The organism is Microbacterium sp. LWH10-1.2, assembly GCF_038397765.1.
In the GTDB taxonomy this organism is placed as follows: Bacteria; Actinomycetota; Actinomycetes; order Actinomycetales; family Microbacteriaceae; genus Microbacterium; species Microbacterium natoriense.
This window is the reverse complement of sequence record NZ_CP151638.1, coordinates 2,540,837-2,561,972: the sequence shown is the minus strand read 5'-3', so window position 1 is coordinate 2,561,972 and position 21,136 is coordinate 2,540,837. Positions and strand designations below refer to the sequence as shown.

The following is a 21,136-nucleotide window of genomic DNA, read 5'->3' as shown; positions in this document are numbered from 1 at the left end:
CCGCGGTGAGTGTCATGAGACAGGTGGGCCGCGGCATCCTCGGTCCGCTCGCCGAGGCGATGTCGTCGCGCGCGCCGGCGGGTCCGCTTCCGCCCGGACCGCGGGTGAACGACTGGGCCGCCGCGCGCGCCGTCGTCGTCGAGCCGTCACGGAGCGTGCGGGATCTCCTCGACGACCTGTGGCGCCCCGGGCCCCTCCATCGGGCAGCGGACGGCACGCCGACCCGCATACCCCGCCGCCCCGTTCCCTCGGCAGGGGCCTGCTATCCGGTGCAGACGCACGTGATCGACGGGACGGGTGCGAGGCGCGTGTTCGACCACGAGCGGGGTGTCGTCCTCCGGCGGGATGCCGAAGCGGAGGGCGCCTCCGGGTGGCCCGCGTCGGAGCGGGTCACCGCGGGAACGAGGCTGGTGTTCACCGTGCAGCCGGGCCGATCGTTCGGGCGCTATCGTCACCGGGCCTGGCCCCTGTGGATCGCGGATGCCGCCTACGCGCTCGCGGCCGTGCAGTTCCTGCTGGGCGCGCAGCCCGGACGGGTCGAGCTCGGTCCGTCCGCCCGCCTGCGCGGGATGCTGGGGGTTCCGCGGGCGGCCGACGCGGAGGCGTGGCTCGCGCTCGGGCTGGCGCCGGAGATCCCTCTCGCCTCCGTCGAGATCGCCGATGACCCGGCGTCGCTCCCCGCCCGCCGTGCGGCGCTCGCCGGGCGCCGTTCACCATCGATCGAGGAGTTCTCCGCACGCATCGGACCGGCGCCTCGGCCCGATGCGGAGCGCATCGCGCGCGCCGCGGGGCAGGCGTGGGTGCGCGGCGCATCGGCGATCTCCTCCTGGTCGGTGCCGGTGGATGCCGCTCCGGATGCCGTCGCCGCCGCGCTCTGGGAGTCTCACCTCTCCGCCGCACGCCTCTGCTACGAGGCCTCGCTCTCCGGAGACGCGGGCGCCCGTCCCGTCTCCGGTTTCCCCTCGACCGGCGACCGCTGGATCCTCCATGCCGTCGCCCTCCTCGACACCCCTGGAGGTCCACGATGATGATCGTCCCCCCGCTGTGGCGCGAAGCGCGACGGCATTCGTGGCTGCTCGGCGGAAGCGTCGTGCTCCTGCTCCTGGTGTTCGCCACGCACCTCCTGCAGGCGCTCTCCCTCGCCTGGGCGCTCGCGGCGTTCGTGCGTGCGGACGTGGCAGGGGCGCTGGCCGGCATCGGCGCGATCGTCGCGATCGGCGCGACCCGGGTGCTGCTCACGCTCGCTCAGGGCGACGTCGCCGCGCGACTCGGTGCGCGGGTCAGGGAGGATCTGCGGGATGCCGCCGTCAGGGCGGTGCTCGTGCCGTCGCGCCTGCACGACGCGGCGCTCCGGGACGGGTCCACCCAGCTCACCATCGGCGACGGGATCGACGGGACCGACGCCTACGTGTCGAAGTACATCCCCGCCGTGGTGCAGCTCGCCGTCGGCAGTGTGATCGCCGTCGCACTGGTCGGGATGCTGTCGCCCCTGGCCGCGCTGTGCGTGTCGCTCGGCATCCTGCTCGCCGTGCTCGGTCCGCTGCTCTGGAAGAGGATGCTCGCGCGGCGCGGATTCGCGCACTGGGACAGCTACGAAGCGCTCAGCGGCGACCTGCTCGAATCGCTCCGCGGCATGTCGACGCTGCGTGCGCTGGGCGACGTGCCCGCGACGCGCTCCCGACTGGATGCGAGATCCGAAGCCCTCCGCCTCGCCACCGAGCGGGTCATGCGATCGTCTCTCGCGGAGACGGCCATCACCGATCTCGCCGTGCAGGCCGGGGTGGTCGTCGCGGCCGGCCTCGCCGTCGTCTCCGTGATGACGGGGCATCCCCCTGCCGTCGAGGTCTACGCGCTGCTCCTGCTCTCGTCGGAGGCGTTCCGCCCGGTGCGCGAGCTCTCGCGGCACTGGCATGCGGGGTTCCTCGGGCTCACGGCCGTGCCGGGGCTGGTCGCGCTGGGGGCGTTCCGACGCCCCGACGTCGAGCGGTCTCCCGTCGAGGCCCACCCCGCGGCACCCGCGGGGGAGGTGCTGCGCATCACGGGTCTCTCGTATCGCTACCCCGGCGCCGCCGCCGACGTCCTCCGGGGCGTCGACCTCCGTGCCGAGCGGGGGGAGGTGCACGCGATCGCCGGGCCCTCCGGTGCGGGCAAGTCCACGCTGTTCGACGTGGTCCTCGGGTTCCTCCCGGCGTCATCGGGCACGGTGGAGCTCGACGGACGTCCGCTCCGCGCCTCCGACGTCGCCGTGGTCTCGCAGCGACCCGTCCTGTTCGCGGGAACCATCAGAGAGAACGTCGATCTGTTCGGTGCGGGGCAGGAAGCGCTCGAACGGGCCTGCGCAGCCGCCGGCGTGCTCGACGAGATCAGAGCGATCCCCGAGGGGTTCGACGCGATGGTGGCGGAGGCGGGGACGAGCCTCTCCGGCGGGCAGAGGCAGCGGCTCGCCCTCGCGAGGGCGCTGCTCGCGCGCCGCCCCGTGCTCCTCGTCGACGAGCCGACCAGCGCCCTCGACGACCGCAGCGCCCTGACCGTCGCGGAGACGCTGGAGCGTGTCGCCGCAGAGAGAATCGTGCTCATGATCAGCCACCGCCCCGAGGCCCTCGCGCGGGTCGCCGATGTGCGCGTCCTGCGCGACGGGATGCTCGTGAGGGAGGCGTCGTGACCTCCGCCGTCGCCGTGCTCGCCCGCCTGCTCCCGCCCCTGCGGCCGGAATGGCGGAGGATCCTCGGCAGCTACGCGATCGCCACGGCGAGCCTGTGCGCCCTCGCGGCGATCGGCGTGCTCACCGCCCTGGGTGTCGGCGGGGCGGTGGTGCACGGATCCTGGCCGCCTGCGGCGTGGTGGATCGCTCTCGGCGCTCTCGTGCTCGTGCGCACGGTCCTCACCTGGCGGGAGATGGATGTCTCGCACGCTCTCGCGTATCGGGTCCTCGCTCGACTCCGGATGGCGCTGTTCGACGCCTACTCGCGCAGCGTGCCCGGCCGCCGCAGGGAGCACTCGGGGCGCGCGGCATCCGTGGCGCTGACCGACATCGAGAAGCTGGAGTTCTTCTACGCGCACACGGTCGCGCAGATCGGCGCGGCGCTCACCCTGTTCGTCGGGGCGCTGGTGTGCGCCGTCGCGGTGATGCCGGCGGTGGGGCTCGTGATGCTCGGCGGAGCCCTCGCCGTCGCGCTCACGGCCTGGGCGGGAGCGGGTCCCGCGCGTCGCGTCGGGGCTCAGGAGCAGCGGGAACGAGAGACGCAGTCCGAGCGGCTGGTGGACGCGCTCGGCGCGCTGCGAGAGATCCTCGCTTACGGTCTGCAGGACCGCGTCGTGCGGGAGGCGGTCGCGGGAACGCGGCGGTCGGCGCGCATCAGCCGTCGCCGGGAGGCCATCTCGCACCTCGTCGACGGGACGCGCGAGCTGATCCTGGCCGTCGTCGTGATCGGTGTGATCGCGGTGGCTCTCGTGCAGCGCGGCACGGACGACGCCCAGGCGGCGCTGCTCCCCGCGCTCGTCGCGCTGGCCGTCGCGGGGGTCGCCGCGGTCGCGGATGCCGCGCGCACCGTGTCGGAGCTGCATCCGCTGATCGCGAGCGCCGACCGCGTGGGCGCCGGACTCCGTCGTCCGCCGGTCGTCGCGCCGGTCGACGATCCGATCCCCCTGCCGGACGGACCGCTGGGTGTGCGGTTCGGCAGGGTCTCGTTCTCCTACGACGATCGGTCCGAGGTGGTGCACGACTGGTCTCTCGACGTCGCACCGGGCGAGCACGTCGGGCTGGCGGGCCCGTCGGGCGCGGGCAAGAGCACGGTCATCGCCCTCGCGGCTCGTCTGTGGGATCCCGATGCCGGCGCGGTCGCGCTCACCGACGACTCGGGGGCGACGTATCCGCTGGGCCGTGTCCGCGATGCCGACCTCCGACGCGTCGTCGCCGTCGTGGAGCAGGACGCCAGGCTCTTCCACGGCACCGTGCGCGAGAACCTGCAGCGCGGCGACGGCGTCCGCAGCGACGACGAGCTGCAGGACGCCCTCGCGAGGGTCGGCGCCGACGACTGGATCGCCCTCGACGACGAACTCGGAGAGCACGGAGTGCGCCTCTCCGGAGGTCAGCGGGCCCGGCTGGCGCTGGCGCGGGCGCTGTGCCGGGAGCCCCGCATCCTCATCGTCGATGAGATCACGGCGAGCCTGGACGCCGAGTCGGAGCGCATCATCTCCGACGTGCTCGGAGCGTTCCCCGGCACGGTCATCGCGGCATCGCACCGAAAGGAGACCCTGGGGGCCTTCGCTCGCGTCGTCAGAGTCGGCTGACGCTCTCGAGCGGATTCTCCGCCAGCTTGCGGATGAGGCCGCCATCGACGAGACGCCGCGCGGCGCTGCGGGGCTTCCGCGCCGACTGGTCGAGCACACACGTGCCGAACTCCTCGGCGAGTGTGAGCCGCGGGTAGGCGTTGAGCACCTCGCGGCGGAAGTCGAGGGGTATCTCCTCGTCGCGTCGACCCGAGATGTCGAGGCCGGTCGCGATCTCCAGCAGGTAGCCCTCGACATCCTCGTCGGGGTCGACTTCGGGCCAGTTGTGGCGGACGATGACCTCGTTCACTCGCCGGCGCCGGTCGGGCGACCACCCGGCCCCCGCGGTGAGGGCTTCGCCGACGAAGCCGCCGGCCTCCTCGTAGCCGAGAGCGTGGTTGTCGTAGGCGGGCACCAGGCCGATGTCGTGGAGGATCGCAGCGGTGTAGAGCAGCTCGTGATCGACGTCGGTGCGGCCCTCGACGATCGCGAAGGCCTCGGCCCAGAGCCACGATCGCACCACATGGTTCGCGATCGCCGGCGTGTGGAAATCGTCGAGCAGAGCCAGCGCGCCTCGTGCGGCCGCGGTGTCCGGTGGCGTGAAGTCGGTGAGGCGCATGATTCTCCGGTGGGTCGCGATCGCGTGCGCCCAGTGTAGCCGCGCGGTCGGCGCTCCCCGCCTACATGCCGGGTCCGGCATGAGATCGATCGGATTCGCGTAATGAAACGGCCCCTGTCTGCATCTCATCGGTATGAGCATCATCGAGCCGCGCCTGTTCCGTGATCCTGAGTCGGATGCCGCCTTCACCGCGGTCGGGACTCGCCTGCAGCGACGGGCGATGCTCGACCTGAGCATCGACGAGGAGATCGTGCGCGGAGACCTGCGCGGGGCCACTCTCGAGGAGCCGTTGCGTTCGGCGCTGGTGCTGGTCGTCGAGCACGAGCTCAAGCAGGAGGAGCCGCTCACCGAGGCCGAGCTGCTCGCCACCGTGCGCACGCGCCGCCTGTTCGGAGCGGGGCGCTACCGTCGCCGGCTCGATGCTCTCGCTGGCATGAACCTCGTCCGTCGTGAGGGCCGCGGCCTGCACGCCACGGTCGCCGGCATCTCCGCGGTGCTGCGGCCGTCGTCGCTGGAGGGGCCGCGTCTGCCGCGCGAGCTTCTGCGCGTCCTCCGTCAGGCCGAGCTCGCCCGTCAGCGTCGCTGACCCGGCTGGCGATCGCCTGAGCGGATCGCCGTATATAGAACCAGATAGTTGAGACCGAAAGTACACTTTCTGTACTGTGGGTCTTAGCTAGGAGGTTCTGATGAAGCCGATCACGCTTGCGCGCGTGGTGGAGCGCGCCCCGATGCGAACGGTTCGATGGAAGGACGTCGCGCAGACCTCCACGAACGCCCCCCGGGATCTGGCCCGGCTGGAAGACGAGGGCGTCGTCCTCAAGATCGCCCAGGGGGTCTACACGGCCCCACCGGACGGAGCCGACGGACGTCGTTGGAAGCCGCCCCTGGAAGCGGCGGGGCTGGCTCTGGCGACGGCGCGGTTCGGTCAGCGACGTGTGGCTCTCATGGGGCTGGGAGCCGCTCGATTCTGGGGGGCGATACCTCGGGCCATCGGTACGACGACCATCGCGGTACCTGTGGCCGGACGGCCGCCCGTCACCCTCACCACCGGAGGGACCGTGCATCTCATTCCTCGGGATCTCGACGCCCTCGATCTGGTGCTGGAGCGCACGCCCCTCGGTGAGGCGCTCATCACCACTCCCGCGCAGACCCTCTACGACGTGCTGGCGCGACCGATGCAGGGCGGTGCCCCTGATGTCGCTCGCGAGGCGGCGGCCAATCTGCGGGTGCGTGTCGACGCTGACGAGCTGCGCGGGATCGCCGGCCGCGCGCGGCGAGTGCCGCTCGCCGTGCAGAAGACCATCGCAGACATGGAAGCATCATGAGCCGCGGCAGGTTCGGCCCGTTCACGAGCAGCGCCCGTGTCTCTTTCGCTGCGCTGCCGGACGCGATGCAGTGGTCGACGGCACTCGATCACCAGTGCATCCCCGAGGTGGATGCCGAGGAGGCAGCCGAGGTCGTGCGCGCCGCCTGGCGATAGCAGCCCCGGGGAGCGGCGAGCCACCCGCTAGCATCGGGCGCATGTCTGCCTCACGGTTCTGGTCGGCGGCGCTCGCCGCGGGTGTCCTGCTGCTGCTCACGACCGGCTGCTCGGCGAACGTGTCGCAGGCTGGCGAAGCGCAGGATGCCGGTGCACCGGCTGTGGAATCCGAGACGGCGGGTGAAGGCTGGGTCGTCGTGAAGTTCGAGAGCCGCGACGAGCGGTTCGACCTCGACCTCATGGACAAGATGCTCGCCACGGAGCTCGCCGCCGATGAGGCGCTCGCCGCCGCCGAGGCCGGCGCGATCGACGGCAACGACGTCGGAGACGGCGAGTACGCGCTCTACTTCACCGGGGGAGACGCCGAGCGGATGTGGGAGATCCTCGAGCCGATCTTCGCGGACGCGCCGGTGCCGTGGACCACGGTCGTGCTCAAGAGCGGCTTCGAAGACTCCGCGCCCCGCATCCTCACGCAGTAACGGCGCGCAGCTCCTCCGCCTGTGGGCGGGTTCGATGCCGCTCAGCACGCGCGAATCGGTGCGTGATCTGCGCGTGGATCCGGTGCCGTCCGACGACTCTCCGATCGATTCCGCGTAATGGAACGCGTTCTCGCGCGTCTTGCAAGTATGAACGCCGACGACCGGCGCCTACCCGGCGTGCCCGAAACCACCCCGCTCCCGCAGAGCGGGGCGGCGCCGCTGCGTCGCCGTGCCGCCCTCGATGTGAGCATCGACGACGAGCTCCTGCGCGGTGAGCTGCGCGGGGCCGAGCTCTCCGATGCGCTGCGTCTCACGCTCTCCGCTCTGGTCGAGCACGAACTGGCGACCGCAGAGCCGCTCACAGAGAAGGAGTTCCTCGAGAACGAGCCGATCGGCGGTCCCTTCCCCTCCACGCGGAAGGCTCGCAGGCTCGAGACGCTGATCTCCCAGAGTCTGGCGCGCCGGGAGGATGGCCGCGTCCGGCCGACCGTCGCCGGTGTCGCGGCGATCATGCAGATCTCCGCGCTGCCCGACTCCGAGCACCCTCCGCGAGAGCTGCTGCGCGCTCTCCGGCAGTCGGAGATCGACGGCATCCGGCTCTGATCGCTCTGCCTAGACTGGTGCGATGCGAGCGCTCACCGAGGCAGAAGTCCGCTCCTCGTTCGTCAATGCGGATGCCGACGAGCTGCGGGTCATGGAGATGCCGCACGATTTCGTGCTCATCGACTGGGACTACCTCGACTTCTTCGCCTGGCGCGACCCGAGCGCCGGCAAGCGCGGGTACGTGCTGATCCAGCACGAAGGTCAGATCAGGGGCGTCGTGCTGCGCGTCTCCGAGCCGGGGCGCGCACGCTCCGGGATGTGCAACATCTGCCACACGATGCAGCCGGGCAACCAGGTCGCGATGTTCTCCGCTCGGCGTACGGGAGACGAGGGCGAGCGGGGCGATTCGGTCGGCACCTACATCTGCGCCGATCTCTCCTGTCACGAGAGCGTCCGGCTGGCTCATCCGCTCGCGCCGAACGAGGTGCGGGCCCCGGGGCAGGTCGACTACCGCCTCGACGGGACCCGTCGCCGCATGGAGGCCTTCGTCGCGCGGGTGTGGGAGCGGTCCTGATCGCGATTACCCTGGAGGCATCCGTCCTGTGCTCGAAGGAGACGCCATGAGCGATGCCATCCTGTTGTCCGTCGATGAGGGGCTGGCTCGGCTCACGCTGAACCGTCCGTCGCGGTTGAACGCCTTCAACGCCGAACTCGCCTACGCCTGGCGTGACGCGACGGCAGAGGTCACGAGCCGGGATGACGTCAGAGCGATCCTCCTGGATGCGGCCGGCCCCGCCTTCTGCGCGGGCGGCGATGTGATCGAGATGTCGATGACGATGGGATCCGGCGACGACATCACCGCGCTCGCCGAGGTCATCAACGCGGGCATCCGGTCGCTCACCGGATCGGCCGTTCCCGTCGTCGCCGCAGCGCACGGCACCACGGCTGGTGGAGGGCTCGGCATCCTGCTCTGCTCCGACTACGCGGTCGTCGGCGCGCGCTCCAAACTGGGCAGCCTCTACGCCAACATCGGGCTGACCCCCGACCTCTCGGTCTCCGCGCAGCTCGCTCGCGCGATCGGCCAGCGGCGGGCGCTGCAGCTCGTGCTGCAGGATCGCCTCCTCACGTCGCAGGAGGCCGTCGAGTGGGGTCTCGTCGCCGAGGCCGTCGAGGGAGCGGATGCCGCCGCCGAGGCCGACCTGGTTCGTGCCAGGGCGGAGGAGGTCGCGCGGTTCTGGCTCGCCGGCGCCGCCGCGGCCTACGGCCAGGCGAAGCGCCTCGTGCGCTCTCAGCCCGAGCGCACGTTCGTCGAGCAGCTGAGCGAGGAGGCGCGCTCGATCGGCGCAGCGATGGAGACGCCCGACGCTCAGGCGCGCATCGCGGCCTTCGCTGCGGCGTCGACGAAGAAGGCCGTCTGACGCGCATCGGTGACCTGAAGTTTCCACAGGGCCACGGATGCTCGCGGCATCCGCGACCCCGCATGCGAGGATGAACACACCGCCGCTCGTCGAGAGGACCGTCATGTCGCAGCCGGAGTCCGTGCAGGCCGAACCGAAGAAGAACATGTCCCTTCTGATCAGGGGATCGATCTGGATCGCCATCGGCGCGCTCATCGCCGCCGCTCTGGTGTGCGTGGTCTGGGTGCTGATCGGCGATCAGGACGGCCTGATCGGGCGCGCGTTCCTCACGATCCTGCTGCTCGCGGGCTTCGCGGGAATCGCGATCCTGGAGGCGGGACTGGCGCCGAACCGCCCCGACTGGCTCGCTCTCGCGAGCATGGTCACGTGGATCGTGGCCCTCATCGTCGGCGCGTTCAAGATCTGGCTCCCTGAAGACGGCCAGGTGTTCAGCGGCGGGGAGCGCTTCTTCCAGCTGCTGCTCGTCGTCGGCATCCTGCAGCTCGCGCTGTTGCATGTGCGGCTGTTCACTCCGGCCGCCAACCGCTACGTCACGTCGTTCACCCGCGTGATCTACATCGCGACGATCGTGTTCCTGGTCGGCCTCGTGGGGATGCTCGTCTTCTTCCTCACGTTCACGCACAACTTCGAGTTCGGCGACCTGTACGGTCGCATCCTCGTGGCGCTGACCATCCTCACCGCGGTCGGCACCACGCTGATCCCGTTGCTGAACGCGCTGTTCGCGCCGAAGAAGCCCGTCGTCGCACACGCATACGCGCCCGTGGCGCAGGCCTGGCCCACCTATGCCGACGGGGCCACGCCGCTGCCCGTGCTGCCCGACGGCACCCCCGACTGGAACGCCTACTACACCGGTCACCCCTCCGCGCAGCAGCCGCAGCTCGCCGCTCCGGCCGCGCAGTACGCGGCTCCGCAGCTTCCCGCCATCCCGGACTTCTCGGCTCCGCAGGCGGCACCCCAGGTCCCTGCGACGCCACCGGCTCCCGCGGGTCCTCCCGCGCCCACGGCTCCTCCGGTGCAGGCCGCTCCTCCGGCGCCGGCCGCTCCGGAGTCGCCGCCGGCTCCCAACGCCACGGCGTTCCCGCCCGCGCCGCCGCTGCCGCCGCAGTGAGCGCCGACCTCGAACTCGTCGATCTCGCCGCGGAGATCGCTCGCGAAGCCGGTGAGCTCGCGCGTCGTCGCCGAGACGAAGGCGTGCATCTCGCAGCCACCAAGAGCAGCCTGGCCGACATCGTCACCGACGCGGATCGCGAGGTCGAGGAGCTCATCCGCACGCGACTCCGCGAGGCCCGCCCCGGCGACGGCTTCCTCGGGGAGGAGTCGGATGCCGATCCCGGTGTGACCGGCATCACCTGGGTCGTCGATCCGATCGACGGCACCGTGAACTACGCCTACGGCATCCCCGCGTACTGCGTGAGCATCGCCGCCGTGCGCGGAAGCGCCGACCCGCAGGAGTGGGATGCTCTCGCCGCGGCCGTCTTCGCGCCCGCGGTCGGAGAGCTGTTCACCGCGAGTCGGGGCGGCGGTGCGTGGCTGGGGGAGCGGCGTCTGTCCGTCACGACGGAGACCCCCGCGGGGGCGCTGCTGGCGACCGGGTTCGGCTACGACCCCTCGACGCACGACGGCGACCTGGCCACGGTGCGCCGCGTGATGACCATGGCGCGCGACCTCCGCCGTGCAGGGTCGGCGGCCCTCGATCTCTCGTACGTCGCCGCGGGGCGTCTCGACGGCTACTTCGAACGGGGCCTCAAGCCCTGGGACTTCGCTGCCGGGGCCCTGATCGTCGAGGAGGCCGGCGGCGCGGTCACGCGTCTCGACGTGGAGTCGGCGCGTCCGATGATCGTCGCGGGCGGCATCGACGTGCACGCCCGGCTCCTGGCCCTTCTGGAGGATTCATGACGAACTCATGGCTTTCTCAGGCGGCTCAGGGTACTGTTTATCCGATCGTTACCTTCGTCGTTCCCGAGGCGATGAGGGTGCAAGCATCCCCCCTGCTTGACGTCTGACCCGAGAGAATCGTTTTGCCCTTCGAGAATCCCCAGGCTGCCCCTGCGCCCACGCGCCGCTCCAGCCGCATCCGCACTGCGGCCTCCGAGGCCCCCGCGGCAGGAGCGACGGCAGCTGTCTCCGAAGGCAGCGCACCGGTGTCGTCGGCGCCGATGACGCGCCGCACCGTTCGCCGGAGCGTGACCGTCGCCGAAGCGGTCGCCATGGTCGCCGCTCTCACCGCCGACAAGACTCCCGACATCGCAGCCGCACCCGTCGAGCCTGTCGCAGCAGAATCCGCTGCCGAGCCCGTCGTCGAGACGCCGACGGTGGGGGAGCAGACCTCCGCCGACCCGTTCGAGCAGGCTGCCCGCACGTTCCGCTCCGTCTCCGGCGATGGCGCCGACGCCGCGGGATCCGCTCCGGTCGACGAGGAGCCCGCTGTCGCGGACGCTCCGACCGCCGAGCACGTGGCCCGTCGCCGTCCGAGCGCCCGCAAGTTCCTGGCCGTCGGTGCGACCGTCGGCGTGATGAGCCTCGCCGGCCTCCTCGCTGTGTCGATGACGCTGCCGGCTGAGGCGGTGGTCGCCGTCGGCTCGAACGGCGTCGCCTCCACCTCACTCGTCGCCGCCTCCGCGGGCGCGGACAAGTCCGACACCCCGATCCAGGCTTTCGTGACCTCGTCGGACGTGCAGAACGAGACGCTCGCCAGCGCCGAGGACTTCTCGACCGTCTCTCTCGTCGACCTCGCGTCCGAGCAGGGCATCAAGTTCTCCGACACCGTCTTCACCAACGACCCCGAGGCGGCCATCCAGTGGCCGTTCCTCGTCGGCGTCGGCATGAGCTCGGGCTACGGACCCCGCTGGGGCCGCATGCACGAGGGCATCGACTTCGTGCCGGGCGAGGGCGCCCCGATCCAGGCGATCGCCGACGGCACCGTGCGCATCGCGACGGAGCAGGGCGGCGGCTACGGCGTGACCGTCTACATCGACCACGTCATCGACGGTCAGGTCATCACGAGCCACTACTCGCACATGCAGTACGGCTCGCTGAAGGTCAAGGCCGGACAGACCGTCAAGGTCGGCGACATCGTGGGGCTGACCGGCAACACCGGCCACTCCTTCGGCGCCCACCTGCACTTCGAGATCATCGTCAACGGCAAGACGATCGACCCGCTTCCCTGGCTCAAGGCGAACGCGGGCCGGTACACGCTGGACTGAGCGCCTCGATTTCATGAGAACGCCACTGTGATGGTATTCTCGTGTGGTTGCCCCGCGAGGGGCAGCACGCCCCGATAGCTCAGTGGCAGAGCACTTCCATGGTAAGGAAGGGGTCGTCAGTTCAATCCTGACTCGGGGCTCACAGTGTTCGTATCTGCGATGCGGATGCAGTGCGGCAGGGTAGCTCAGCTGGTCAGAGCGCACGACTCATAATCGTGAGGTCGCGGGTTCAAGCCCCGCTCCTGCTACAGAATAGGACCCCCGGTGTAGCCGGGGGTTTTGTCGTTTTGACCGCTTCGCCTCCCACGGCAGGAGCGACTTCACGGTTTTGAGCACGAGCAAGTTCGCGTGGAGCGAGTGCAGCGGCTCGTGAGGATGACCATGTGCACCGAGCTCTGTTGCCGTCACGTCGACGGCGACCGTGCAGCGGCTGCCGCAGGGCGCTAACGCCCCTTGTCCTCGACTTTGCGTTGATTTGATGGGATTCTTAGAGGCATGAAGGCGAAAGCGGGCAGGGTCGAGCGCCGGTACGCGATTGTCGGCTTGATATTCTTCGTCGTCGGCGTTCCTCTAGGTGTATTGGCGATTTTCCTCAATCAATAGCTCAGAGGTGGCCGTGAGGCGCACGCGACCGCTACGAGATGCTCGCTGATCCGACCGACGCACGCGTCGGGATTCTCGTGTGACTTCTCCCGGGGCGCCATTCCATGAGTTGCATGTCGAATGCCGGTGGCCGGCCTGATGCCCGTCACGCGTCCTGCGGAGCTTCTCGCGTTCAACGCTCGCTGGCCACGTGGGTGATCTCAGATACGTGAGACCCCGCGCCCGGCCGATGCCGGCCATGGGGTTGTTGACGCAGGACAGCCAGGACAGCGGCGGGGCGATCGGCGTCAGTCGTCAACGTCCCCGCCGTCCTCTCGCGTCTGTTACCGTCTAAACAACATAGGCAGTAACAACGAAGGGAAACCCATGACCGATTGGTCGCTCCCCGAGCGGTTCGACGTCGGCGACGGCACGGTGCGATGGGGTTCGTTCGGCAGCGGTCCGCCGCTCGTCCTGCTGCACGGCACCCCCTTCTCGTCGTTCATCTGGCGGGACATCGTCCCCGTGCTGGCTCGTGATCACCAGGTCTATGTCTGGGACATGCTCGGTTTCGGGCAGTCGTCTCGCACCGCGCCGGACGTGAGCCTTCGGCGGCAGGCGATGATCTTCGTCGATCTCCTCGAACACTGGACGGTCTCTGCGCCTCGGGTCGTGGCTCATGACGTCGGCGGCGCGGTCGCGCTGCGCGCGGCGCTCCTGCACGACGTGACCTTCGAGTCGCTCACGCTCATCGACGCCGCCACGGTGAGCGGGTGGGGCGACGGCGGGTTCTTCCAGGCCGTCCATCAGCATCCCGAGGTGTTCGAGGCGCTCCCTGGCTGGGCGAGCGCTGCCCTGATCGATGCCAAGATACGGTCAGGCAGCCACGTGGGTCTGCGTGCAGATGCCCTGGCGTCATACACGGACCAGTGGGCGGGGGCGGAAGGGGCGCGAGCGTTCTACCGGCAGTACGCCCAGGGTGGCGAGGACAACACGAACGAGCTCCAGGACCGACTCCGGCTACTCGACATCCCCATCCACGTGATCTGGGGTGAGGACGATGCGTGGCTCGGTATCGACTACGCCCAGCGACTCGTGACCACTCTCCCGAGCCACGCGCGGTTCTCGATCATCAACGGAGCCGGACACATGGTCCCGGAGGATCAGCCCGGCGCACTTCTCAGACTGCTGAGCGCGTGAACATCGCGCGATCCGCCGTACCTGAAGAGCTGCGCGCCGTTGAAGATCTCTGCAACAGCGCCATGCTGCTGCGCGGCATCGACGCACTCGCGACGATCCGCGGCGGGAGAGAGTGGCTGGTCCGGTACGGATGGGAGGGGGAGGTCACGCCTGAGCATCTCGCCTCGTTGCGCGGCGCCAGGGAGGACATTCGATCGTTCCTCACCGACCGCACCGACCCGTCAGCGCGATCCACCCTGAACCGGCTCGCGCGAGAGCACTGGGAGAGTCCTTGCGTTGACGACTCCGGTCGACTCGCGCTGACCCCGTCGGGCGCGCGAGCGGTCTCGCCGGCAGGCGCGGCGGTCGGGGCGCTGCTCCTCCACGGCTTGACCGGGTCGGGGCTGCGGCTCAGGACCTGCGCATCGGAAGCATGCCGGTGGGTGTTCTACGACAGTTCACGGTCCGGGACGCGAACCTGGTGCGACATGAACACGTGCGGTGCGCGCAGCAAGATGCGCCACTACCGCGATCGGCTCGCCTGAATCCACTCCCACGGGCGGGCAGGCTCGGGATCGGGATGCGCCAGCGGCGGTGCGCGCGGTCTGCGGAGGGTGCCCGGATCCGAGCTCGATAAGGTCTACAGAAACACCAGATCAGCCCCGGATACGTCCGGGGATTTTGCGTTGTGGGTGCAATCTGCGCCGCGCAGACTCCGCAGATTCGGATGCCGAGCACCGCGTCGAGTGGATCCGCGGCGCAGGTTCCGCCGCGGAGGCGAACACCCCGACCGGCGGTGACGGAGCGTCAGAGCGACAGTATGAGCAGCGACACGGCGATCGGTATGCCGATCACGAAGAACAGCAGACCGATGACGGCGCCGCGGCGGGAGGGTTTGCCGTCAGGGGAGTTCATGCCAAGAGCGTGGCACAGGCCGCAACTGAGGACGGGACCGGGCTCCGTCGGCATCGCGGTGATCGGATGCCGGTCGGCCCTGCCGTCATGTCCCCGCGAAGATCTTTTTTCGACGAATCTGTGACGTTTCGACTCCGGCATCCGTCCTAGTGGTGTCGCACGATTGCGACCCGCTGCCGGGAACGGCCGCGGACACACGGAGAAGGAGCTCATGATGGCGAATGTGACTGGTGGCACCCAGCCCAAGGCTCAGGTCGTTTCGGCGCCGCAGGCGTCGGCGGCCGGGAAGACGACGATCGAGGATGGCGTGGTCGCGAAGATCGCGGGCATCGCCGCACGCGATGTCAGCGGCGTGTACGCGCTCGGCGGAGGCGCCGCGCGCATGGTTGGGGCCATCCGCGACGCGCTGAACACGACGGATCTCGCGCAGGGCATCAGCGTCGAGGTCGGGGAGACGCAGGTCGCGGTCGACGTCACGATCGTCGCCGAGTACCCCGTCTCGCTGCAGAAGGTGGCCGATGACGTCCGCGCGGCGATCGTGCACGCCATGGTCGAGCTCGTGGGCATGGAGGTCGCCGAGGTCAACGTCACCGTCAACGACGTCCACATCCCCTCCGACGACGACGGCGCCGAGCAGCCGCAGGAGGCGCGAGTCCAGTGAGCACTTCGGTGATCGGCGCCGCCGCAGGGGCAGCGCTCGCGCTGACCTGGGTCGTCCTCGGGTTCTGGGCGTTCGTCCTGGTGGCCGTGGCGATGCTCGTCGGCGCGATCATCGGCCGGATCGTCGACGGGCGGCTCGATGTACGAGCGCTCGCCGATGCGTTCAGGGGACGGCGTTCATCATCATGATGATCGACGATCGCACCGCACCGGCGCCGGGGGGCGCTCCGGGGCGGACGACAGTCAGCGCCCGTGCCCTCGAGCACCTGGCCGTCGGTCTGGCGCGAGACCTCGCACGCGTTCCGCGTCGCGACGTCTCGGTCGCGCTGGCCGACGACCGGGGTTCTCTCCGGGTGTCGGTGACGGTTCCTGTCGCCCTGCAGGGGTCGCGGCGCGAATCCGTCGTCGACAGCGGGGCCGCACTCCGCCACGGGCTGATCAGCGGGATGCAGGAGCTGGCCGGGCGAACCGTGGGGACCGTCGACATCCGCTACTCGGGTGTCAGGAAGATCGCAGAGACGAGGGTCGCATGACCACCGAACAGGCAGCGTATCGGCGCGTGCTGCGCCGGGAGACGCACTCTTCGCGGTCCGTCGCGGCGGTGGTCGCGGCATCCGTCGCGGTCGTGCTGCTGCTCGCCCTGCTCGTCGGAGGCGTGTGGAGTCTGCTCGATCCGCGGTTCAGTGAAGCGGCATCCGCTCGCATCGCAGAGCTGACATCGCCCGATGCGGGCCGGGTGTCGCTCATCGTCTCAGGAGCGGTGGCCGTCGTCGTCGCGCTGATCCTGCTGCTGCTCGCCGTCCTCCCGGGGCGTCGAGCGCGCAGGGCGCGCACGACAGAGCGGGTCGCCCTCCTCGTCGACGACGGAGTGCTCGCGGATGCGGTGGCGGATGCCGTCGCGGCCCGGTGCGGCATCGACCGCAGACAGGTCTCGGTCACGCTCGCCCGTCGTCGCGTGACCGTGCGGGTGACGCCGACCAGCGGCATCCGCATCGACGAATCCGCCGTCGCGGAGACGGCGGTCGACACCGTGTCCGACCTGGGATTCGTCGTGACGCCGAAGGTCTACATCTCGGAGAGGGGAGTGGTCGCATGACCTCCACCAACAGGGCGCTGAACCGCGCGCTGCTGCTCGTGTTCGGGCTGATCCTCCTCGTTGCGGGAGCGGCTGCGCTCGCGGTCGGCATCGGGGCTCCGTGGCTGAGCCCGTGGCAAGAGCGTGCGACGACGGTCGTCGACGACCTCTCGGCGCGGTTCGGCTCGTGGAGCGTCGACGTGCCAGGGGCGGGGTCCGTTCCGGGGATGCTGCCGGTCGCGCTGGGCATCGCGCTGCTGCTGACGATCCTGCTGATCGTCTTCGTCTTCACACGAGGCGGAGGCAGGACGAGGAACATCCTGCGCGCCGAGGCCGCCCACGGAAGCACCGTCGTCGATCGCAACGTCGCGGAGGCGGTGCTCGCCGGGACTCTGGGGGAACGGCCCGACGTCCTCGCCGCGCGCACCAACGCGTACCTCGTCCGGCGGGCGCGGACGATCGAGCTCGCCGTGACGGTCCAGCGCGGCGCCTCTCTCCGGAGGGTCGTGACCGCCGCCGAATCCGCGGTCGATGACTGGGACGCGCTGCTGGGCACCCGCGGACCGATCCTGCTGCACCTGTCCGATCGGAGCTGGCGCGACGGGCTGAAGCGGCGCACACGCGTGCGCTGAGTACGACGACGAGGAAGGGACGACATGCGCAAGAACATCATCATCGTGGCGATCATCGCCATCGCGGCCTACATCGTGGGCGCGGAGACGGCGAAGGCACGGGGCAAGGACTACGAGGACATCCGGCATCAGCTGGAGCGCCTGTGGACGAACCCCGACGCGCGGAAGTCACGCGCCCGGATGGCCAAGAAGACGCGCCGGTCGATCCAGGACGCGCAGCGGAAGCTGCAGAAGGCCGTGCGCTGAGGCGCACGGGAGACAAGGACTCGGCCCCGAGATCCGGGGCCGTTCACGGAAGGGAGACGCCATGAGCGCTCAGGACAAGATCAAGGCCGCAGCCGAGAAGGTCGCGGGCAAGGCCAAGGAGACCGTCGGGCACGTCATGAACGACGACAAGCTCGTCGCCGAGGGCAAGGCCGAGCAGGCCAAGGGCGAGATCAGGGACGCCGCGGAGGACGTGAAGGACGCGTTCAAGAAGTAGCGGACCGGGCGGGGCCGACACGGCCCCGCCTCCATCTCATCGAAAGGACACACCATGGGCTTCTTCGGATTCCTCCTCCTCGGACTGATCGCCGGAGCGATCGCGAAACTCCTCATGCCCGGAAAGCAGGCGGGCGGCTGGTTCGTCACGCTCCTGCTCGGCATCGTCGGCGCGATGCTCGGCGGCTGGCTGGGCGGGCTCCTCTTCAACGTGAGCCTCGACTCGTTCTTCTCGCTCTCCACGTGGGTGCTCGCGATCGGTGGTTCGCTCATCGTGTTGCTGATCTACGGATTGCTCGTCGGACGCCGCGCGAAGGCGTGAGGAAGCGGACAGAGTTCGGCGAGGCATGCCCGTTGCAGGGAGATGCTGGGTCCGGGGCGGTGGCGACACCGGCCCGGACCGGCCGACGGTCAGATGGGGGAAGGGCGGGGAATGGACGACAGGCGTTCGGGCAGCGCCCTTGAGCGCGCCGACGACGGCATCGTCGCCGGACGTGCGATGGACGGAGACGTCGCGGCGTTCGCCGTTCTCGTGCGCAGGTACACGCCGATGATGAGGGCGTACACCCAGCGGATGCTGAACGCCTCCGCCGACGTGGATGACATCGTGCAGGACGCGTTCGTGACGGCGTGGCAGCGGCTCCCTGAGCTGGACGAGCCCGCGAAGGTGAAGAGCTGGCTCATGCGGATCGTCAGCCGCAAGGCGGTCGACCGCCTGCGCGCGCAGCGGCCGGTGCTCGACATCGACGACGTCGAGCACCCGGCGCCGTCGCACGCGTCGCCTCCGCGCATCGCCGAGACACGTGCGGAGGTCGAGGCGCTCGCCGCCGCACTGCGCGAACTGCCCGACGGACAGCGCGAGTGCTGGGTGCTCCGCGAGATCGGCGGATATTCCTATGACGAGATCGCCGAGGAGCTCGACATTCCCGTCACCACGGCGCGCGGCCTGCTGGCCCGCGCCCGGAAGTACATCATCGTACGGATGGAGGAGTGGCGATGAGCGACGAACACGACGCGCCCGAACTGCGCCGACTCGGGCTGGAGCCGGCGGATCTCGACGGTCACACGATCGACGAGCTCACCGACTACCTCGATGCCGATCGGACTCCGGCGAACCCGTCCATCGACGGATCCGCGGGATGCCAGCTCGCCCTCGATGCGCTGGTTCGCCTTCGTGCCTTGACCGGACAGCTCATCGCCGCCGACGCGGCGGAGGAGCAGGAGGTGGATGACAGCTGGGTGGACCGCATCCTCAGCGGGATCGTCCTGGACGCCCGATCGGGACGACGCGTCCCGATCGCGTCCGAGGTCGGCGGCGCCGACCTCGGAATCACCGAGGGCGCGGTCCGCGGACTCGTGCGCGCGGCGGAGGGCAGCGTCCCCGGCGTGCTCGTCGGCCGGTGCCGGCTCGACGGCGACGCCGAGCAGCCCGGTGCCCCGATCCGGATCGACATCGACGCCAGCGTTCCCTACGGGGAACCCATCCCGAACCTCGTCGAGAGGCTGCGCGCCGAGGTCGCAGACCGGTTGCGACGGCACACCGAGCTCAACGTGGTGGGGATCGACATCACGGTGCGCGACATCCAAGACGTCGCATCCTGGGAAGAGGGGGCAGGCCGATGACGCAGGAGCAGGAGCAGCGCATCTCCCTCGCGGGCGAGATCGAGGCCGCGGTGCGGCGGGTTCCGGGCGTGCAGAGCGTGTACCGCTCCGGATCCCTCGCGTCCAACCTCGTCGGCCGCGCGGCGGAGGCCCTGGGGCTGCGCGACGGAGACGAGCCGCTCGTCGTCGTGGACCGAGGCGGAGACCGGGTGGGCGTCGAGGTCTCGATCGCCGTCGAGGTCGCCGCGAGCGCCGCAGACACCGTACGCGCGGTGCACGCGGCGGTCGCGGCGATGCTCGAGGCGGAGGGGCTGGAGGCGTCGGGCATCCGGCTCACCGTCGTGCACGTGCACGAGTAGTCGCGGCTCCCGCCCGTCAGCGCGGCGTGCGCCGAGAGGCCTGGGGGAGGGGGATCGCGCCCGTGCGGCGTCGGATCTCCTCGGCGACGGTGATCGCGTCGCCCTCGGGGGCATCGGACTTCCCGTCGGGGCGAGCGATGAGGAGGTAGGCGATTCCCGTGACCACGACGACGCCGAGCCCGATCAGGACGATCCAGTCGGTGACGACATCGCCGGAGGAGCCGGGGAGCGCGAGGAGCACCATCGCGAACACGCCGTAGGCGAGGGCGAGGGCATTGACGACGATTCCCCAGGCACCCAGCGAGAAGGGACCGGCCGGTCGCCATCCGCGCAGACGCTGGCGCAGGGCGCCGAGCACGACCATCTGGAACGCGACGTAGATGCCGAGCACGGCGAACGCGGTGACGGCCACCAGCAGGTCCGGATTGATCCACACGAGCACCGCGATGATCGCCGGAATCGTGCAGGCGACGATCAGCGCGTTGGTGGGCACCTTGTTCCTGGGCGAGATCTTCGACAGCCAGCGATGGCCGGGCAGCATCCCGTCGCGTGCGAAGGAGAACAGGAGGCGGCTGGCGGCGGCCTGGAGGCTGAGCACGCAGGAGATGAAGGCGGTGACGGCGATGACGAGGAAGATCTTGGCGCCCACGGTTCCGAGTGCGGATTCGAGGATGCCGGGGATCGGATCGGCGTTCTCGCCGGCGACGATGGCCTGCAGATCGGGAGCCGCGAGCACATAGCCGACGAACGAGAACAGGGCGGAGACGCCTCCGACGAGGATCGTCAGCACCATCGCCCGCGGGATGCGACGGGCGGGCTGGGACACCTCCTCCGCGACGTCGCCGCAGGCCTCGAACCCGTAGAACAGGAACAGCCCGGCGAGCGCGGCTCCGAAGAACGCGGTCGCGTAGCTGCCGTCGCCCTCGACTCCCATCGTGTCGAAGAAGACGCTGAACTCCTGCTTGCGCTGGAACAGCAGGAGGTACAGGCCCACTCCGATGACGCCGGCGAGTTCGGCGGCGAGCCCGATGCGGGCGACGCGTCCCAGCCACTTGGTTCCGGAGAAGTTGATGAGCAGAGCGAGAAGCAGCAGCGCGAGCGTGAGCAGCAGCGTGGTCGTGGGGGTCGGCTCCAGGCCGAACAGACTCGCGGTGAATCCGGAGCCGAACTCGGCGACCGCCGTCACGGTGACGATCATCGCCCAGATGTAGACCCACGCGGCCATCCAGGCGTATCGGCGCCCCCACAGTCGACGCGCCCAGGGGTAGATGCCGCCGTGGATCGGATACTGCGAGACGACCTCTCCGAACACGAGGGACACGAGGAGCTGGCCCGCGCCGACGATGAAGATCCACCACACCGACGGCGGACCTCCGACGCTCAAGGCGAGGGCGAAGAGCGAGTACACGCCCACGAGCGGGGACAGGTAGGTGAATCCGAGGGCGAAGTTGGCCCAGAGGCTCATCGACCGGTCGAAGGTGTCGTCATATCCGAGGACTTTGAGGTGCTCGCCGTCAGCGAGAGCCGACGGGGTCGTGGGACGGGTGTTCATCTGCGGCCTTCCGATCATCATTGAACGAGTGGCTCGACCTCGCGGATCGATTCCGATGGGCAGGGTGCGAGTTAAAGATCCTGTTGTAG

Annotated in this window: 28 protein-coding genes and 2 tRNA genes; 28 read left to right on the top strand and 2 right to left on the bottom strand. The window is 69.9% G+C overall.

The genetic code is table 11. The annotated features are described in order from the left end of the window. Positions 1–14: 14 nt before the first annotated feature. Genes MRBLWH10_RS12245 through MRBLWH10_RS12235 form a run of 3 tightly spaced genes read left to right on the top strand, consistent with a single transcriptional unit; the run spans position 15 to position 4,290 of the window. A complete protein-coding gene (locus MRBLWH10_RS12245; protein ID WP_341940075.1) occupies positions 15–1,028 on the top strand; it encodes a hypothetical protein in 1,014 nt (337 codons plus the stop codon). Further along, entirely contained in the window at positions 1,025–2,662 is a 1,638-nt protein-coding gene (locus tag MRBLWH10_RS12240; RefSeq protein WP_341940074.1) for an ATP-binding cassette domain-containing protein, read from the top strand. Before MRBLWH10_RS12245 ends, MRBLWH10_RS12240 begins: the two co-directional genes overlap by 4 nt. Next, entirely contained in the window at positions 2,659–4,290 is a 1,632-nt protein-coding gene (locus tag MRBLWH10_RS12235; protein WP_341940073.1) for an ABC transporter ATP-binding protein, read from the top strand. The genes MRBLWH10_RS12240 and MRBLWH10_RS12235 overlap by 4 nt, the downstream gene beginning before the upstream one ends. Here the strand turns inward: MRBLWH10_RS12235 and MRBLWH10_RS12230 are convergent. Then, the gene (locus MRBLWH10_RS12230) at positions 4,277–4,888 is read right to left on the bottom strand and encodes an HD domain-containing protein (protein ID WP_341940072.1); all 612 of its coding nucleotides are present in this window, start codon (positions 4,886–4,888) and stop codon (positions 4,277–4,279) included. The two genes, MRBLWH10_RS12235 and MRBLWH10_RS12230, sit on opposite strands and share 14 nt — an antisense overlap. A 133-nt stretch (positions 4,889–5,021) precedes the next feature. Here MRBLWH10_RS12230 and MRBLWH10_RS12225 point away from each other — a divergent pair, with 133 nt between their 5' ends. From MRBLWH10_RS12225 to MRBLWH10_RS12105, 25 genes are all read left to right on the top strand, one after another. Continuing rightward, a complete protein-coding gene (locus tag MRBLWH10_RS12225) occupies positions 5,022–5,474 on the top strand; it encodes a hypothetical protein (protein ID WP_341940071.1) in 453 nt (150 codons plus the stop codon). A 100-nt stretch (positions 5,475–5,574) separates the two neighbouring features. Then, the gene (locus MRBLWH10_RS12220; protein ID WP_341940070.1) at positions 5,575–6,213 is read left to right on the top strand and encodes a hypothetical protein; all 639 of its coding nucleotides are present in this window, start codon (positions 5,575–5,577) and stop codon (positions 6,211–6,213) included. After that, positions 6,210–6,368 carry a hypothetical protein gene (locus MRBLWH10_RS12215; RefSeq protein WP_341940069.1) on the top strand — a complete coding sequence of 53 codons (159 nt, stop codon included), beginning with the start codon at positions 6,210–6,212 and terminating at the stop codon, positions 6,366–6,368. The genes MRBLWH10_RS12220 and MRBLWH10_RS12215 overlap by 4 nt, the downstream gene beginning before the upstream one ends. Positions 6,369–6,409: 41 nt before the next feature. Further along, positions 6,410–6,847, top strand: a complete 438-nt coding sequence (locus MRBLWH10_RS12210) for a hypothetical protein (protein WP_341940068.1) — start codon at positions 6,410–6,412, stop codon at positions 6,845–6,847. A gap of 177 nt (positions 6,848–7,024) precedes the next feature. Beyond that, complete coding sequence (locus tag MRBLWH10_RS12205) at positions 7,025–7,450, top strand: hypothetical protein (protein WP_146114250.1); 426 nt, start codon at positions 7,025–7,027, stop codon at positions 7,448–7,450. 22 nt (positions 7,451–7,472) lie between these two features. Further along, complete coding sequence (locus tag MRBLWH10_RS12200; protein WP_341940067.1) at positions 7,473–7,964, top strand: FBP domain-containing protein; 492 nt, start codon at positions 7,473–7,475, stop codon at positions 7,962–7,964. Positions 7,965–8,010: 46 nt separating this feature from the next. Beyond that, positions 8,011–8,808 carry an enoyl-CoA hydratase/isomerase family protein gene (locus tag MRBLWH10_RS12195; protein ID WP_223586990.1) on the top strand — a complete coding sequence of 266 codons (798 nt, stop codon included), beginning with the start codon at positions 8,011–8,013 and terminating at the stop codon, positions 8,806–8,808. A gap of 70 nt (positions 8,809–8,878) precedes the next feature. Continuing rightward, on the top strand, positions 8,879–9,916 hold the full coding sequence (locus MRBLWH10_RS12190; RefSeq protein ID WP_223586989.1) for a hypothetical protein: 1,038 nt from the start codon (positions 8,879–8,881) through the stop codon (positions 9,914–9,916). Continuing rightward, positions 9,913–10,704 (top strand): inositol monophosphatase family protein, encoded by a 792-nt coding sequence (locus MRBLWH10_RS12185; protein WP_341940066.1) that lies wholly within the window; start codon positions 9,913–9,915, stop codon positions 10,702–10,704. The genes MRBLWH10_RS12190 and MRBLWH10_RS12185 overlap by 4 nt, the downstream gene beginning before the upstream one ends. Positions 10,705–10,991: 287 nt before the next feature. Then, complete coding sequence (locus MRBLWH10_RS12180) at positions 10,992–12,011, top strand: M23 family metallopeptidase (protein ID WP_341940065.1); 1,020 nt, start codon at positions 10,992–10,994, stop codon at positions 12,009–12,011. A 68-nt stretch (positions 12,012–12,079) separates the two neighbouring features. Beyond that, positions 12,080–12,151, top strand: a tRNA-Thr gene (locus tag MRBLWH10_RS12175). A gap of 34 nt (positions 12,152–12,185) precedes the next feature. Next, positions 12,186–12,259 (top strand) — tRNA-Met (locus tag MRBLWH10_RS12170). A gap of 721 nt (positions 12,260–12,980) precedes the next feature. Then, entirely contained in the window at positions 12,981–13,793 is an 813-nt protein-coding gene (locus tag MRBLWH10_RS12165) for an alpha/beta hydrolase (protein ID WP_341940064.1), read from the top strand. Then, complete coding sequence (locus tag MRBLWH10_RS12160) at positions 13,790–14,317, top strand: CGNR zinc finger domain-containing protein (protein ID WP_341940063.1); 528 nt, start codon at positions 13,790–13,792, stop codon at positions 14,315–14,317. The genes MRBLWH10_RS12165 and MRBLWH10_RS12160 overlap by 4 nt, the downstream gene beginning before the upstream one ends. 584 nt (positions 14,318–14,901) lie before the next feature. Continuing rightward, a complete protein-coding gene (locus MRBLWH10_RS12155; RefSeq protein ID WP_105672779.1) occupies positions 14,902–15,348 on the top strand; it encodes an Asp23/Gls24 family envelope stress response protein in 447 nt (148 codons plus the stop codon). Next, a complete protein-coding gene (locus MRBLWH10_RS12150) occupies positions 15,345–15,536 on the top strand; it encodes a DUF2273 domain-containing protein (protein ID WP_105672659.1) in 192 nt (63 codons plus the stop codon). Before MRBLWH10_RS12155 ends, MRBLWH10_RS12150 begins: the two co-directional genes overlap by 4 nt. Further along, positions 15,533–15,880 (top strand): hypothetical protein, encoded by a 348-nt coding sequence (locus MRBLWH10_RS12145; RefSeq protein ID WP_146114254.1) that lies wholly within the window; start codon positions 15,533–15,535, stop codon positions 15,878–15,880. Before MRBLWH10_RS12150 ends, MRBLWH10_RS12145 begins: the two co-directional genes overlap by 4 nt. Next, complete coding sequence (locus tag MRBLWH10_RS12140) at positions 15,877–16,443, top strand: hypothetical protein (RefSeq protein ID WP_341940062.1); 567 nt, start codon at positions 15,877–15,879, stop codon at positions 16,441–16,443. Before MRBLWH10_RS12145 ends, MRBLWH10_RS12140 begins: the two co-directional genes overlap by 4 nt. Beyond that, a complete protein-coding gene (locus MRBLWH10_RS12135; protein ID WP_341940061.1) occupies positions 16,440–17,054 on the top strand; it encodes a hypothetical protein in 615 nt (204 codons plus the stop codon). Before MRBLWH10_RS12140 ends, MRBLWH10_RS12135 begins: the two co-directional genes overlap by 4 nt. 24 nt (positions 17,055–17,078) lie before the next feature. Beyond that, positions 17,079–17,300 carry a hypothetical protein gene (locus MRBLWH10_RS12130; RefSeq protein WP_341940060.1) on the top strand — a complete coding sequence of 74 codons (222 nt, stop codon included), beginning with the start codon at positions 17,079–17,081 and terminating at the stop codon, positions 17,298–17,300. A 61-nt stretch (positions 17,301–17,361) separates the two neighbouring features. Then, a complete protein-coding gene (locus tag MRBLWH10_RS12125; protein WP_223586982.1) occupies positions 17,362–17,535 on the top strand; it encodes a CsbD family protein in 174 nt (57 codons plus the stop codon). A 54-nt stretch (positions 17,536–17,589) separates the two neighbouring features. After that, positions 17,590–17,856: a GlsB/YeaQ/YmgE family stress response membrane protein gene (locus MRBLWH10_RS12120; RefSeq protein ID WP_105672665.1), complete on the top strand. Its 267-nt coding sequence runs from the start codon at positions 17,590–17,592 to the stop codon at positions 17,854–17,856. A gap of 111 nt (positions 17,857–17,967) precedes the next feature. Next, positions 17,968–18,534, top strand: a complete 567-nt coding sequence (locus tag MRBLWH10_RS12115; protein WP_341940059.1) for a sigma-70 family RNA polymerase sigma factor — start codon at positions 17,968–17,970, stop codon at positions 18,532–18,534. Further along, positions 18,531–19,157 (top strand): Asp23/Gls24 family envelope stress response protein, encoded by a 627-nt coding sequence (locus MRBLWH10_RS12110; RefSeq protein ID WP_105672780.1) that lies wholly within the window; start codon positions 18,531–18,533, stop codon positions 19,155–19,157. Before MRBLWH10_RS12115 ends, MRBLWH10_RS12110 begins: the two co-directional genes overlap by 4 nt. Next, positions 19,154–19,495, top strand: coding sequence for a hypothetical protein (locus MRBLWH10_RS12105; protein ID WP_341940058.1), 342 nt, complete (start codon positions 19,154–19,156; stop codon positions 19,493–19,495). Before MRBLWH10_RS12110 ends, MRBLWH10_RS12105 begins: the two co-directional genes overlap by 4 nt. A gap of 16 nt (positions 19,496–19,511) precedes the next feature. Here MRBLWH10_RS12105 and MRBLWH10_RS12100 read toward each other — a convergent pair whose 3' ends face one another. Beyond that, the gene (locus MRBLWH10_RS12100) at positions 19,512–21,047 is read right to left on the bottom strand and encodes an amino acid permease (protein ID WP_341940057.1); all 1,536 of its coding nucleotides are present in this window, start codon (positions 21,045–21,047) and stop codon (positions 19,512–19,514) included. Positions 21,048–21,136 lie beyond the last annotated feature (89 nt).